Genomic DNA, 13,615 nt, shown 5'->3' on the forward strand with positions numbered 1-13,615 from the left:
TCCTTCTGGGACTATCTCAACGACCGCATCGAGCAAACCGGCACCATTCCGCCCCTGCCGGACATCATCCGTGAGCGAGCGGCCGCTGCCGCCGTGCCGTGAGTTATTGAGTAGTTACATTGATTAGATATAAGTCATTGTTTTAATTATTTTAGATATAGTGTAACTTGGTGATAAATACCATAAACGCCGCTCCTAAAATCCCTCGGCTTCGGTCATGCCGGTTCGAGCCCGACTCCGGGCACCACATGAGTTCATTGGCTTGCGTCTCAAGCTCCGTTGCTTCTTTTGCTCAGATTTCGCGATGGGGCACTGGTTTCCCAGATCCCAGGTCTGCCGGGATGATCGGCCTGAGCCCTGTTGAGCTCTGGTGTCCAATATCTCCAACAAGAAGATCGAGAATCCGATCGGTTGCGGGTGATCGCTCGGCGCCTAGATCTGGCGTCTAGATCGTCCCGCAGCGGGCGACGAAGGTGCAGGTGTCTCGGGAGCAAGGGGTTGTCTCCGGCTGACTCGATGCGCAGCAGCTCTTGGAGCAGGAGGCATGGTCGCTGCGCGGGTCGACGGCGACGGACCCGTCTCCGTGACTCAGGGTGCAGAGGCAGGTTGCCGAATGGGCGCTTTGCACTGGCTCCAGGGCGAGGGCGCTCCCCTGCTGCTCAAACTGCTCGGTGTCGGACTGGGGCAGGGCGGGCTGCGCGGGGCCGCTTCCAGCAGGGTAAGGCCGAGCGGGCGTGAGGATGGACGACAGGCCCACGGACTCGATGCCGCCGTCACGCGTTGACCACTCCGTATAGACGTCGATCTCCTTGAGCTCCGGGTCCTTGCGTGGGGTGACGGTCCAACGCCGTCGGAATGCCGTGCCGGCCCCGTCCTCGGTGCTGGGTCGGTCGCTTCCGTCCGCAATCCCGGCGTAGTCGAGCGTCGCTTGGTACCTCAGCTCCTCGAGCTTCTGCTGTGCGAGATTGGCGGCCTCGGTGCGAGTCTTCGCCCAGCGACCGCTCTCGTGGATCTCGCCTTGGAATTGGGCGAGGGCGAAGAGTCCAGAGGTGAGGACACTGAGCGAGATCATGGCCTCGCTCAGTGTGAAACCGCGCTGCTTGCGCATTCGGATGCTGAGCTGCATGGGTGATCCAGCCTTGGGTTGCCGTGTCATCTCCAATCCCGCCAGGTTCCCGGGGTCTGAGAGGCGTCGACGACGACTTGAAAGGCCGCGTTGAGCGCGCCGCCAGACCCGTAGTCGGTTGCGATGAGGGTCGATCCAGGAGCCGGAGGCACTGCGTCCCCCTCCCAGATGAGGCTGCCTTGAATGCGTGCTCCCTGCCAGGTCTGGCTCGCGCAAGGCTGCTCGAAGTAGACGATGCCGTAGACGCTGATGTCGTCGCTGAAGGTCGGGCATCCGGCCTCGCTTGGGACGACCAGCAGGACGGGGCTGGTCGGCGAGCCGATCGTCCTGGCGTCGACGCCACCCCCGGCGGGGCAGCTGCCGTCAATATCGAGCGCGTCGATGCTGTCCGAATGCTCGATCAGATAGATGCCGGGGGCCGACGCGGCGCCGCATGGAATGCCGGTGCTGAAGCGATGGTCGGCGGCCTTGGCGAGCTGGACGGCTTCCTCGAAAGATAGATCGAAGATGGCATTCCAGGCGCAATGGGCGCCGCTGCAGTCGTCGATGCGTCCGCGCCCGTAATCCGTGCTTGGTCCCTTTTCCGCTGGCGCGATCACGCGATTGCCATCACGGTCGGTCCAGGTGTGGGGCGTGAGGCCTCCGCGCGGCAGGCAGGCGGCGGTTGCGGCCTCACCGCTCGCCACCGCGCTCCCCGAGTCCTCGGGGATGTAGATCTCGGAGGACTCGGGGGCCGCGCGAAAACAGCCGCCGAGCACCATCGGCGGCGGCATGGTCGTGGTCGGCGAGGCGTCGAAGAGGCCATGCTGCGTGAAGCAGGCCTGAGCCATGGCGCTCAAGGCGCTGTCGCTTCTGGCGCTGGCCCGCGAGCTGACGCAAATGTCCGTGCCGGTCGCGCTGAAGTCGAGCGAGAGATCATAGGTTTCACCGCCGATCGTTCGCTGCGCTGGTGCCGTCGGTACTGGCGTGTCGGCCTTCCACGGGCTCTGGGCAAGCCATGCGCGGGCGTACTCCAGGCCGGCCTCGGCCGCGTCTTGGGCCTCGATGCCTTGCCGGGCGTTGTTGGCGATGCGCTGCTCGACGACGCCGGTCCGTCCGGAGCTGAAGACCAGGATGCCGGCGCCGATGAGCAAGAGCAGCCCGAAGAGCAGCGTCATGGCACCGGCTTGCTGGCGCAGCGGGCCGTGCCAGCGGATGTTTGCGGGCATCTTGGCTCGGCTCACTCGACCACCTCGTAGCGATGATTGCGCACGGCGACCGTCGTCGACAGAGCTCGCCGCGTCTTGGGGTCCTGCGCGCTCTGGCCGGAGATCTGAATGCGCACCGATCGGACCTGCCGGCAGATGTCGCCCGGCTCGCAGGCTGCTGCTCGGGTCTTGCCGGCGGTGGTGTTCTGGATGCTGGTGCTGAGTTGAAATTCCAGATCCGTGATGTGCACGTCCGGGCTGGTGATGCGCTCCCAACGGCCGGCGTTGCAGCCGAAGCGCTGGTCTTGGCTGCCGAGCCGACCCACTCGCATGGCGAGGCTAGCGTCCCGATGGCGGAAGCCGAGCAGCTCCATCTCGATGGATTGCGTCTTGACCGAGCCCTCGGGCGGATACCAGGAGCGCCAGGCGTAAGGCTCGCCGTTGCGCGCGGCGAAGGGCGCCCCGCCGTTCTCACCTCTGGGTCTCGGGCAGTCGTCTTCGTCCTCGGACCGATCGCAGGCTCGGATTCCGACACGTCCGTCGCTGTCCAAGTCGTAGCTGTAGGTGATGCAATCGCCGCTTTGGACATAGGTCAGGCAAGCACCTGATTCGCCGTGCTCGATGCAGCGCCGGGGCGCACAGTCCCCTGTCCTGGCGTCCGTGCCGATGCACAGATCGTTGTTGACGGCGGCATAACGGCGTTGGAAGGGGTTATTGATGGCGCGCAGGTCGTCCGCATCCGAGTCGCCGTCGCCATCTGTGTCGAAGGCGCCGCGGGGACCGTCGCCGGCCCCGAAGTCGCCCCAGTCGAAGACGCCGTCGGCGTTGGCGTCGCCGTCGTGGTCCGCGTCGTTGAAATCCCAGTAGCCCGCCCGCCGAATATCGGATCGCATCAGATGCAATGCCGCGCGGAGCTCCTGGCTGAGTCTCGCCTCGGTCAGGGTGTCTTTCGCACCTTCGGAGATCATGAGATAGGTGCTGAGCGTCGCGGTCAGCGTCAATGCGCCGACCGCAAGGCCGACCATGAGGCTCGCGAGGGTCATACCCTGCTGCATCCGAAAGGAAATGATGTTGCTCGTTTCAGCAGTCGCCATAGCCGGGCAGGGTGTCGTTCGGGCTGCAGAGGCGCACGCGCCCGAGCCGGGATAGGATGACCTTGATCGCGGCGCCGCGGCTCGATTGGAGACTGAGACTGCCGTTCCTGGCGGTCGCGCGGCGCGGCTCGAAGGTGGTCCGGTCGAAGGTCGCGCTCAGGCGGATGCCGGGATAGTCGGTGCCGCTCACACGCTTGAGCTCGCAGCCGTTGGGGGCGTCCTGATCGCCACGGCAATCGCAGCCTAGGTCGCTCGCGAGGGTGACGCCATAGCACCAGGTGCTCGGATGCAGGCTGAGCGCAATGGGGCGATTGCGCTTGATAGCCTCCGACCTGGCCCATTGCAGATCCTCCGCAACGGCCTGGGCCGCGGCCTTGAGTCGATTGCGGTCCAGCATCTCGTGCATGGATGGAACTGCGACGCCCATCAGGAGGGCGAGAATGGCGACGACCGTGATCAGCTCGAGCAACGTCAGCCCTGCTTGGCGTCGGTGTGGTCTCTCGCAGGCCGTCATCACCAGCATTCCCTCGGCAGACGGTTGCCGTCCTGATCGATGCTCAGGAGCCGACAGCTTCGACCTCCCGCCTGATCCCTGCCCTGATCGCCGATCGCGACCGCCAGCGCGCGAAACCCGCGGGCGCTGGTGTCCTCCAGCCGAAGCCCGTAGTAGCCCTCTGTGCTGAGGGCGCCCAATCCCAGCGCACCTGATCCGACCCCAGTGTCGGCACAGCCGGCCGCGCCGCCGATCCGCTCCGCGTAGCGCGGGCAGGTGCCGCGGAATTTCTCCTGTGCGATCGCCAATCTGAGCAAGGCGGTCTGGCCATCCGCTCGCCGCGCTTGGCGGATTTGCTGCTGGTAGGAGGGGTAGGCGATGGCCGCGAGCACGGCGACGATCCCGAGCGTGATCATCATCTCGAGGAGGGTGAAGCCGGCCTGCTCGCACAGCTTAGCGCCTCCCTTTATGTGTACGGCGCGCCTCTTCCCGTGCGGGTTTTCTTGCGGATTCCGCACGCGGCAGAAGGTCGCTCCGCAATTACTTCGCTGCATCGACGCTGTTTGCGGCATGAAGCGAGTCCGTCATCTAAACGTGGAAGGATGACGATGTTGTCACATTTCGTGTGGTCCGGGCAAGGTTGCGCATCCATGGCGCGATGCCGAAGCGAGTAGCGGCCCCCGCTTGCGGGCTCGCGTCGGACGGGCTCGCGGCGATGCAGCGCGAGCCATGGGCCCGCGCTGCGGATCACGGACGGGTTCGAGTATCATGAGCGCCTGTGAGTGCCCGCCGGAACGGAAGGGGATCGCACTCGACGAATTCGCTCGGTCGATCGGCCTTTACCCAATGTCTCCGGCCGATCGGCGAGCTTGCTCCAAGGAGAATCTTTCTTGCTTGATTTGATATACGCCGGCGGCTGGCTGATGGTGCCGATCGTGGCCTGCTCGGTGATCGCCACCGCCATTGTGATCGAGCGCGCCTGGACCTTACGGCGGCGCAGGATCATGCCCAAGAACCTGGTCTCGCGGATCTGGCAGCTCCACCGTGACAGCGCGCTGACCGACGCGGCTATTCTCGAGATCCGCAATGGCTCGCCGCTCGGGCGCATGCTCGCCGCCGGGCTCATCAACCGGCACCACAGCCACGAGATCATGAAGGAGTCCATCAACGACACCGGCCGGCATGTGGTGGCCGAGCTCGAGCGGTTCTTGAACACCCTGGGCACGATCGCCGCGGTGGCGCCCTTGCTGGGCCTGCTCGGGACCGTCCTCGGTATGATCGATGTCTTCGGCGTCATCATGGAGGCCGGGGTCGGCAACGCCGGCGTGCTCGCCGGGGGTATCTCCAAGGCGCTGGTGACGACGGCGGCTGGGCTTTCGGTAGCCATCCCGGCGCTGCTCTTCCATCGCTTCTTCGACAATCGGGTCGGTCAGCTCGCCATCGATATGGAAGAGCAGGCCTTGCGTCTGGTCGAGGTCCTCAAGGGCGAGCGTGAGGCCGCGGGAGACCTGTCCTCATGAATCTGCGTCCGCACCGGCGCACCTCAACCGATATCAATCTGACGCCCCTGATCGATGTCGTCTTCCTGCTGCTGATCTTCTTCATGGTGTCGACCACCTTCAAGGACGAGGCGCGGCTGCGGGTCCAGCTGCCCGAGGCCCGGGGCGAGGACATTCCGGCCGAGGAGCCGACCATGATTCGGCTGGTGATCGACCGCACCGGGCGCTTCTTCGTCAACGACCGGGCCGTCGCGGACGCCAAGCCGGAGTCTCTGGCGCGGGCGCTGAGCGAGCTCAAGCGCGATGAGGGCGCCTTGCCGGTACTGATTCAGGCCGATGCCGCGACAACCCATCAATCCGTGATGACGGCGATGGATGCGGCGAGTCAGGCCGGCCTCAACCGCATCGCCTTTGCAGCCACGCGACCTGACGACGAGGGCCAATGAGCAAAGAAGAGGTCCTCTCCTCCGCGGAGGCCGGCGTGATCTATCGGCGGCTGCTCGGGTATGTCCGTCCCTATTGGCGGATGTTCGTGCTCTCGATCCTCGGCATGCTGATATTCGCCGCAACCGAGCCCCTGTTCGCCGCCATGATGAAGCCACTCATCGACGGCAGCTTCGTCGAGCGCGACATCGAGCTGGTGCAGACCATGCCTTGGCTGCTCGTCGGGCTCTTCCTGGTGCGCGGCATCGCGGGCTTCATCAACACCTATTTCCTGAGCTGGGTCGGCCGGCGTGTCGTCGCGGACCTACGCCAGGAGATGTTCGAGCACCTGCTGCGCGCGCCGACGCGCTTCTTCGACCGGAGCGGCTCGGGCCATATCCTGGCCAAGCTGACCTACAACGTCGAGAACGTCGCGAACGCCGCCACCTCGGCCGTCACCACCTTGGTGAGGGACGGCTTTACGGTCATCGGCCTCATGGCCTTCATGCTGTACCTGGATGCCGCTCTGTCTCTGATCTTCCTGGTCATCGGTCCGGTGATGGCCGGTGCGATCAAGTACGCGACCAAACGGTTTCGCCGCCACAGTCGCCGGATCCAGGATCGTGTCGGCGATCTGACCCATGTCGCTCAGGAGATCATCGACGGTCACCGGGTGGTCAAGGCGTTCGGCGGGCAGGCGCGCGCGGCGCGGCGCTTCATCGCCATCAATGAGAAGACCCGCTCGCTGCAGATGAAGATGATCGCGACCGAGGCCGCCAGTGTGCCTCTGGTCCAGCTGATCTCCGCCGCGGCCATCGCCTTCGTGGTCTATCTGTCCACCATGCAGGGTCTGAAGGAGAACATCTCCGTCGGCACCTTCATGTCCTTCGTGGTCGCCATGGGTCTGCTGCTGCCCCCGGTCAAGCGCCTGACCTCGGTGAATGCCCAGCTGCAGCGCGGCATCATCGCCGCCGAGAGCCTCTTCGAGCTGATCGACTCGGAGGAGGAGCAGGACCTGGGCACCCGGACGCTGAAGCGGGCGGAAGGACGCGTCGAATACCGCGACGTCAGTCACCTCTACTCCGAAGACAAGGCCCCGGCGATCCAGAGCCTCAGCTTGACCATCGAGCCCGGAGAGAAGATAGCACTGGTCGGTCGCTCCGGCAGTGGCAAGAGCACCATCGCCAGTCTGCTGCCGCGCTTCTACGATCCGACCGCCGGCGAGATTCGCATCGACGGTATCCCGATTCGCGCGCTCAGCCTCGCGAGCTTGCGCGCGCAGATCTCGCTGGTTAGCCAGGAGGTCGTGCTTTTCAATGACAGCATCGCCAACAACATCGCCTATGGCCGCGCCGAGACGCCGACGCTCGCCGAGCTCGAGCGGGTCGCCGCCAGCGCCCACGCGCTGGAGTTCATCCAGTCGCTGCCGCAAGGCTTCGAGACCCTGATCGGCGATCGCGGGGTTCTCTTGTCTGGCGGGCAGCGTCAGCGGCTGGCGATCGCGCGTGCCATGCTCAAGGATGCGCCCATCCTGATACTGGATGAGGCCACCTCTGCATTGGACACCGAGGCCGAGCGCTACATTCAGGCGGCCCTGCAAGAGCTCATGGAGCGCCGCACGACCCTGGTCATCGCGCATCGGCTCTCGACCATCGAGAACGCGGACCGGATCCTGGTGCTGCAAGACGGTCGTGTGGTCGAGCAAGGCCGGCACGACGAGCTGCTGGCGCTCGGTGGCTACTATGCGCGGCTGCATCGGCTGCAGTTCCACGATGCGGTCGTCGAGCCGACATCCCTGGCCTGAGAGCCGGTCTGAGCTTGTGGATTGGATGCTGCCTGGGCGAGGCGTTTTGGATGTTTGATCCGACACCCATCTGGTATGGCAAGCGCGCTGTCGCTCGGCTCCTGCTGCCGCTTTCCTGGCTCTATTGCGCCATGGCTCGTGTGCGCCGCTGGGCCTATCGGCGCGGTCTGCTGAGGTCCGAGCGCCTTGCCGTGCCGGTCATCGTCGTCGGCAACCTCACGGTGGGTGGAACGGGTAAGACGCCACTGAGCCTCTATTTGGCGGCCTTGCTGAGGAAGCACGGCTGGACGCCGGCGATCATCGCGCGCGGTTATGGCGGAAAGGCGCGCGTCTGGCCGCAGCGCGTCGGAGCGAACAGCGATCCTGACCAGGTCGGCGATGAGCCTGTGCTGCTGGCGAGGCGCTCGGGCTGCACCCTGGTGGTCGGGCCGGATCGGGTCGCCTCAGGTCGCTTGGCTATCGAGCAGAGTGGCTGCGATGTCCTGCTGAGCGACGACGGGCTGCAGCACTACGCGCTGAGCCGAGACTTGGAGATCGCGCTGGTCGACGGCCTGCGCGGCTTCGGAAACGGCTACTGCCTCCCCGCGGGTCCGCTGCGCGAGCCTGTCGCAAGGCTTTCCGATGCGGACCTCGTGGTCTACAAGGGCGGCGATGGGCAAGGTCCGGCAATGCGACTCCTGCCTGGCAGTCTCGTGAATCTTGCCGAGCCAGGCATCCGCAGGCCGCTTGAGGAGCTGCGCGGGTCGCGGGTCCTGGCCGTTGCGGGGATCGGCGATCCGGAGCGCTTTTTTGCGCTGCTGGAGGGGCAGGGGCTGCAGATCGAGCGGCGACCCTTTCCGGATCATCACCGCTATAGCCGCCCCGACGTCGCGGCCTGGGGCGATCGCATCGTCGTCATGACCGAGAAGGACGCCGTCAAGTGCGCGGCCTTCGCCTCGCCGCATCATTGGTATTTGCCGGTGGAGGCGCATCTCGACGCTGCCTTCGAGGCGCAGTTCGTATCAAAGCTGACTGGGTTGAAAAGGCCTGGCTTGAAGAGGCCCGGCGTGAAGAGGCCCGGCGTGAAGAGGGTTGGGTTGAGAAATGGATAAGGGGTTCAAGGTTCTGATTCCGGCGCGCTATGGCTCGACGCGTCTGCCGGGTAAGCCGCTGCTCGAGATCGCCGGCAAGCCGATGATCCAGCACGTGGTCGAGCGCGCGCGCGCGAGCGATGCCGACGAGGTTGTGGTCGCGACCGACGATCGGCGCATCCTCGCTGCCTGCTCCGAGATCGGCGTGACCGCGCTGCTCACGGATTCCGCCCATCGCAGCGGAACGGATCGGGTCGCCGAGGCCATGGAGCGCTGCGGATGGGAGGATGACACCGTCATCGTAAACCTTCAGGGCGACGAGCCCTGCATGCCCTCGTCACTCATTCGTCAAGTCGCCACAGAGCTCGTTGTGGCGAAGGATGCTGGCATCGCGACACTCGCCCATGCGATCACCGAAAGCGCCGCGCTCTTCGATCCGCATGTCGTCAAGGTCGTCCTGAATGCGGCTGGCCAGGCGCTCTATTTCTCGCGGGCACCGATTCCTTGGCATCGTGACGAGTTCTTGAGGGATCGCGCCCAGCTGCCCGATTCGGTGCGTTTCCTCAGGCACATCGGTCTCTATGCCTATCGGGTCTCCTTCCTGCGGCGCTATGTCGCGTTCGAGCCTTCTCCCTTGGAGATCGCCGAGTCCCTCGAGCAGCTGCGGGTGCTCTGGCATGGGGAGCCGATCCGCGTCGGCGTTGCCGAAGAAGAGCCTGGTCCTGGCGTCGACACGGCGGCGGACCTGGCGCGCGCGGCCGCCTATCTGGCCGGCAGCTGAGCGAGCGGGACTTGGTGGCAGGAGCGAGCTGCGTCGGCCTGTCCGAGTCCGAGCTTTTGAACGCAAAGATTGCTAGAGGAGATTGCCCATGGCAGAAACCATTGAGGTCAGCTTTCCGGGAGGTCAGCGCGTCGACGCAGCGGTGCGTGAATTCAGCATCGCGACCGATCAGTCGAAAGAGGCCGGCGGGGATCAGTCGGCGCCTCAGCCCTATGATCTCTTTCTCAGCTCTATCGCGACCTGCGCGGGCATTTTCGCGCTGAAGTTCTGTCAGAGCAGAAAGCTGTCGACCGATGGACTCAGGCTCTGGATGGACTGGGAGCCGAGCAGGTCGGATCCGTCGGCGTCGCGCGTCTTGCTGCGGCTGCAGCTGCCGGAAGGGTTTCCAGAGAAATATCGGGCCGGCATCCTCAAGGCTATGGACCTTTGCGCGGTCAAGCGGAGGATCCAACAGCCGCCGCAGTTCGAAAGCCGTATCGAGGGGGGCTGAGGCTGGGGGCAGCGCGTGGACCGGCTTAGGGCCTGTTGCCGCCAGTGTCGCAAAAAAAACCCCGCGAGTGCGGGGCGAATCACCACTGAGGAGGTCAGAGAACGGATCAAAGCATCGGCATAACGCTGCGTTGCTTCTCTTGATGCAGCTTCCGGGCCAGCTTTTTATTGACGCGAGGCGTTCTTGAAATCAAAGGGTTACTCCGAAATGGTGAGTGGCATCCTCTGTCATCTTTGCTCCATGACGCACAGTTCGGGTCCCGGCGTTGGTAGAATGCACTAATCTGGTGCGCGGAGTGCTCGGGGCTGGCATCCTCTGTCTCGCTTGCGCGACGCTTTTTCGAACGCCTCCAGCGCTCGCTCAGACGACCTCGAGCTTCGCCGACCGCCCGCAGCCAGAAGTGACCGGCGGGTCTTGGCTGCAACTGGACGGGCACGACACCTCAGGACGCGCCTCGGCGCCGCGCGCGCAGGGGGCTGGGCCTGATAGCGCAACGCGGCTTCGCGATCAGGCCCGTGAGGCGAGTCTTGCGCGGGAGCAACGACTGGAGCGGCAGGACTTGCGCCGGGAGCGGCGCTTGCAGCAATCGACGCCCTTGGAGGTCGATCGTCCAGGGACGAGCACCGCGCGCTTTCGTGCGCGGCTGAGGTCGCTGTCGCCGGGTCAGGACAGGGCGCGCGAGTCGCAGCAGCTGAGGCGCGAGCTTCGCTCTACGCGCTGACGTCGCTTGTGCCCGTTTGTGTGCGGCGGCCTTGATCATCAGTTGGGTTCTTAGGGAGGACGAGCGAGAGAGACTGTGAAGAAATTCTGCGTAGGTTGGGCTGAGGTACGAAGCCCACCATGGCGGCTAGCCTAACGCTCTGATTGTTGGGCCTCCTGCGTCGGCCCAACCTACGCCAATCTGCGATCTTCGCGGTGCGCTTGGATGACGCTCACAGTCTCAAGAGCGAAGTCCACCGAATCCCGCGCCGGCGTTGGTGGACTGCGCTGCACTTGTCCGCACTACTGCGGGACGCCGGGCCAATCGATGATCGACACCTGTGCGACCTCATCCCCAGCACAAGGTGTGATCTGGGTCGGGCTGGGCTGCGACGAGGGCCGGTGAGCTGTCTTCCGTTGGATCTTCCCTATTTCGAGAGACGTTTTTGCGCCTATGAGCACATCCGCAAGAGTTAAAGTCCTATTCGTTTGCATGGGCAATATCTGCCGATCGCCCACCGCGCACGGTGTCTTTAGGCAGATGGTCATTAAGGCCGGCTTGCTGCATCTGATCGAGATCGATTCCGCGGGCACCCACGCCTATCACGTCGGCGAGCCGCCGGATCGGCGTGCGCGGGAGACTGCCGCCGAGCGGGGTATCGACATCGCGGACCTGCGCGCTCGTCGGGCGCGGGTCGAGGACTTCCATCACTACGACTATGTCCTCGCGATGGACGAGGACAATTACGCCTGTCTGGCCGACATCTGCCCGTCAGGGCTGGAGCACAAGCTGAGTCTCTTCATGGAGTTCGCCCCAGACTTAGAGATCCGTGAGGTGCCGGATCCCTATTATGGCGGGCAGCGTGGATTCGACCGGGTGTTCGATATGGTCGAGTCCGCCTCGCGCGGGCTCTTGGAGGACTTGAGCAGCCGGTATCTCTGAGAGCCCGGCTGGTCGTCGATGGCGGAATAGTCCGCGTGCAGCCGGAAGCGTTTGAGGTCGCTGCGCAGGTCATCGGCGAGACGCAGATCCAGGTCGTGCGGATGGATGCCGATGCGCAGCCAGCCGCTGCTGCGGGAGCGACGCCGATTGAGCTGATTCCAGAGTCGAATGACGGGCGCACGCCAGGCGCTGTCGGCCTCGTATCCCAGCATGGGGATGGGGTGCAGGCGCCCGGTCTGCCCGGACAGGATCCCGGAGAAGATCTCATATTGCAGATAGGGAAGGATGGCGAGTGCGTTGCGCGCCACCCGCCCCATGGCCCATGCCGGCGGGACGTAGAGCGTCGGCGGCTTGAGGCCGTGCTGACGGAACCAGCCGTGCGTTCGATGCATTAGCGCGACGATGCCGTTGGCGTCCAGCGCCAGATGCTCGGCGACGTTGCGCGAGATGAGGTGCGCGTGCACGCGGTGCCTGAGTCCGCCATAGCGCTCGACGCGATGGAGCCAGCCGTGCCCCGCCAGCTCATAGCCCCGCGACTCGAAGCCTTTGAGCACCTCGATGGCTTCGCGCGACCAAGCGCGCCCAGGCACCACCAAGAGGGTGACGGCGCTGACCCCCTCGGATTCGAGCAGCGCCAAGATGCGCTCGACTTGCGGCAGCGTCTCGGGCATGACGTCATGCACCGAGACCAAGGTGCGGACCTGCTCAGCTTGCGACATCGATCGAGCGCCCGAAGTCACCGCGCAAGACGGCGATCCAATGGTCGAGATTGCGTTGGTTGAGCTCTATGGCCGCGTCGCGCGCGATCTGCGCCTTGCGCTCGCGCATCGCTGGGTCCAGGTCGCGGAGTCGAGTCAGGGCGTCGGCGAGATGCTCGTCGTCACGGATGGGGAAGATGCCGCGGCTGAGCGTCTCCCAGCTCATGATGCCGCATGCCGAGGAGACCACCACCGGACGCGCCCGAGCCATGGCCTCCAAGGCGATGGTTCCGAAGGATTCGACGCGCGAGGGCAGCACCAGCGCGTCGACGCTGTCGACCAGTCCCAGGATGCGGGAGCGTCTGACCCAGCCGATGAGCTTGAGATTCGTAAGGCCCTCGCACTGCTGCTCGAGCCAGGCCTTGAGCGGGCCGTCGCCGGCAATGAGAAACTCCATGTCCGGTAGGCGTCGGGCGGCCTCGACGATCACCTCCAGATTCTTCTCCGGGGCGAGACGGCCGGCGAAGAGGATGCGCTTGACCTCGGTGCCGGCACCGACGGCGGGAAGGTCCAGGAATCGCTTGGGAATGGGGGTGGCCATGAGGTCGACGCGCCGCGCCCCGATCTCCCGTGCCACGTCGATCATCTGCTGCGAATTGGCGAGCACGAGCTGGCTGCGCTTGAACAGCAGGCGATGGCAGGCGCGTAGGTAGGTGTTGGCGATCCGGGCACGTATTCCCCAGTCTTGGAAGAGATCCGTGAGCGCCTCGAAGTGGGTGTGAAAGCCGACGACCAGATTCACGCCGCGGCGTCCCGCGAGATACATGCCCAGCATGCCATAGGGGCCAGGCGTGGAGACGACCACCACGTTGGGCGAGAGTCGGTCGAGACGCTTGCTGATCAAGGACCAGGATGGAACCAAGACCTTCTGGGTCGGATCGCCCGGCAGCGGCAGCGGAATGCCGCCGTGCCAGCGTCCGCCGCGGTGGCGGGGTGCGATCAGCTCGACGCGGGCGCCCTTGGCCTTGAGGTGATCCGCGAGGTCGCGATAGTAGGCGCCGACGCCATTGCGCTCGGGCGCGGCGTCCGAGACGATCGCCACCCGCAGGTCTTGGGCGCAGCTCGAGGCGAGGCCCGTGGCGCGGGTGTCGGTGCCGGATGAGAGATTCAGCATGGCTGCGCTGGCTCCGTTGTCGACTAGCCTGGTGCTTCGGGTCGCTCGGCGCTCGAGGGTCGCCGCGAGGCCGCTGAGACGCAGCGGCGTGATAAGAGGCTGCCCGGCTCGCGTCGGCTCCCTGAGGCCCGAGG

At 65.1% G+C, this 13,615-nt stretch carries 14 protein-coding genes; 7 read left to right on the forward strand and 7 right to left on the reverse strand.

Annotation, left to right across the window (positions count from 1 at the left end; all coding sequences use genetic code 11):
• Positions 1-445: 445 nt before the first annotated feature.
• From G3446_RS16650 to G3446_RS16670, 5 genes are read right to left on the reverse strand one after another with little or no spacing between them, the layout of a single operon-like run.
• Positions 446-1,126, reverse strand: a complete 681-nt coding sequence (locus tag G3446_RS16650; protein ID WP_164453960.1) for a type IV pilus modification PilV family protein — start codon at positions 1,124-1,126, stop codon at positions 446-448.
• A gap of 26 nt (positions 1,127-1,152) precedes the next feature.
• Complete coding sequence (locus G3446_RS16655) at positions 1,153-2,334, reverse strand: hypothetical protein (protein ID WP_164453961.1); 1,182 nt, start codon at positions 2,332-2,334, stop codon at positions 1,153-1,155.
• A gap of 11 nt (positions 2,335-2,345) precedes the next feature.
• The gene (locus G3446_RS16660; protein ID WP_164453962.1) at positions 2,346-3,356 is read right to left on the reverse strand and encodes a PilW family protein; all 1,011 of its coding nucleotides are present in this window, start codon (positions 3,354-3,356) and stop codon (positions 2,346-2,348) included.
• Between the two features lie 37 nt (positions 3,357-3,393).
• A complete protein-coding gene (locus G3446_RS16665; protein WP_164453963.1) occupies positions 3,394-3,930 on the reverse strand; it encodes a GspH/FimT family pseudopilin in 537 nt (178 codons plus the stop codon).
• Positions 3,921-4,370: a type IV pilin protein gene (locus tag G3446_RS16670; protein WP_342450144.1), complete on the reverse strand. Its 450-nt coding sequence runs from the start codon at positions 4,368-4,370 to the stop codon at positions 3,921-3,923. The genes G3446_RS16665 and G3446_RS16670 overlap by 10 nt, the downstream gene beginning before the upstream one ends.
• Positions 4,371-4,790: 420 nt before the next feature.
• On the opposite strand from G3446_RS16670, the gene G3446_RS16675 reads away from it, so the two are divergent.
• The 7 genes from G3446_RS16675 (at position 4,791) to G3446_RS16705 (ending at position 11,609) form a co-directional block, all read left to right on the forward strand.
• Entirely contained in the window at positions 4,791-5,420 is a 630-nt protein-coding gene (locus G3446_RS16675; RefSeq protein ID WP_164453965.1) for a MotA/TolQ/ExbB proton channel family protein, read from the forward strand.
• On the forward strand, positions 5,417-5,845 hold the full coding sequence (locus G3446_RS16680; protein WP_164453966.1) for an ExbD/TolR family protein: 429 nt from the start codon (positions 5,417-5,419) through the stop codon (positions 5,843-5,845). The genes G3446_RS16675 and G3446_RS16680 overlap by 4 nt, the downstream gene beginning before the upstream one ends.
• Positions 5,842-7,626 (forward strand): lipid A export permease/ATP-binding protein MsbA, encoded by a 1,785-nt coding sequence (gene msbA / locus G3446_RS16685; RefSeq protein ID WP_164453967.1) that lies wholly within the window; start codon positions 5,842-5,844, stop codon positions 7,624-7,626. Before G3446_RS16680 ends, msbA begins: the two co-directional genes overlap by 4 nt.
• A gap of 50 nt (positions 7,627-7,676) precedes the next feature.
• On the forward strand, positions 7,677-8,717 hold the full coding sequence (gene lpxK / locus G3446_RS16690) for a tetraacyldisaccharide 4'-kinase (protein ID WP_164453968.1): 1,041 nt from the start codon (positions 7,677-7,679) through the stop codon (positions 8,715-8,717).
• On the forward strand, positions 8,710-9,477 hold the full coding sequence (gene kdsB, locus G3446_RS16695; RefSeq protein ID WP_164453969.1) for a 3-deoxy-manno-octulosonate cytidylyltransferase: 768 nt from the start codon (positions 8,710-8,712) through the stop codon (positions 9,475-9,477). Before lpxK ends, kdsB begins: the two co-directional genes overlap by 8 nt.
• 88 nt (positions 9,478-9,565) lie before the next feature.
• Entirely contained in the window at positions 9,566-9,967 is a 402-nt protein-coding gene (locus tag G3446_RS16700) for an OsmC family protein (RefSeq protein WP_164453970.1), read from the forward strand.
• 1,153 nt (positions 9,968-11,120) lie between these two features.
• A complete protein-coding gene (locus G3446_RS16705; RefSeq protein WP_164453971.1) occupies positions 11,121-11,609 on the forward strand; it encodes a low molecular weight protein-tyrosine-phosphatase in 489 nt (162 codons plus the stop codon).
• Here the strand turns inward: G3446_RS16705 and G3446_RS16710 are convergent.
• The gene (locus tag G3446_RS16710; protein WP_164453972.1) at positions 11,516-12,328 is read right to left on the reverse strand and encodes a DUF2334 domain-containing protein; all 813 of its coding nucleotides are present in this window, start codon (positions 12,326-12,328) and stop codon (positions 11,516-11,518) included. The genes G3446_RS16705 and G3446_RS16710 overlap by 94 nt on opposite strands.
• A complete protein-coding gene (locus tag G3446_RS16715; protein WP_164453973.1) occupies positions 12,315-13,481 on the reverse strand; it encodes a glycosyltransferase in 1,167 nt (388 codons plus the stop codon). The genes G3446_RS16710 and G3446_RS16715 overlap by 14 nt, the downstream gene beginning before the upstream one ends.
• Positions 13,482-13,615 lie beyond the last annotated feature (134 nt).

Source organism: Thiorhodococcus minor, from assembly GCF_010820565.1.
Lineage (GTDB): Bacteria > Pseudomonadota > Gammaproteobacteria > Chromatiales > Chromatiaceae > Thiorhodococcus > Thiorhodococcus minor.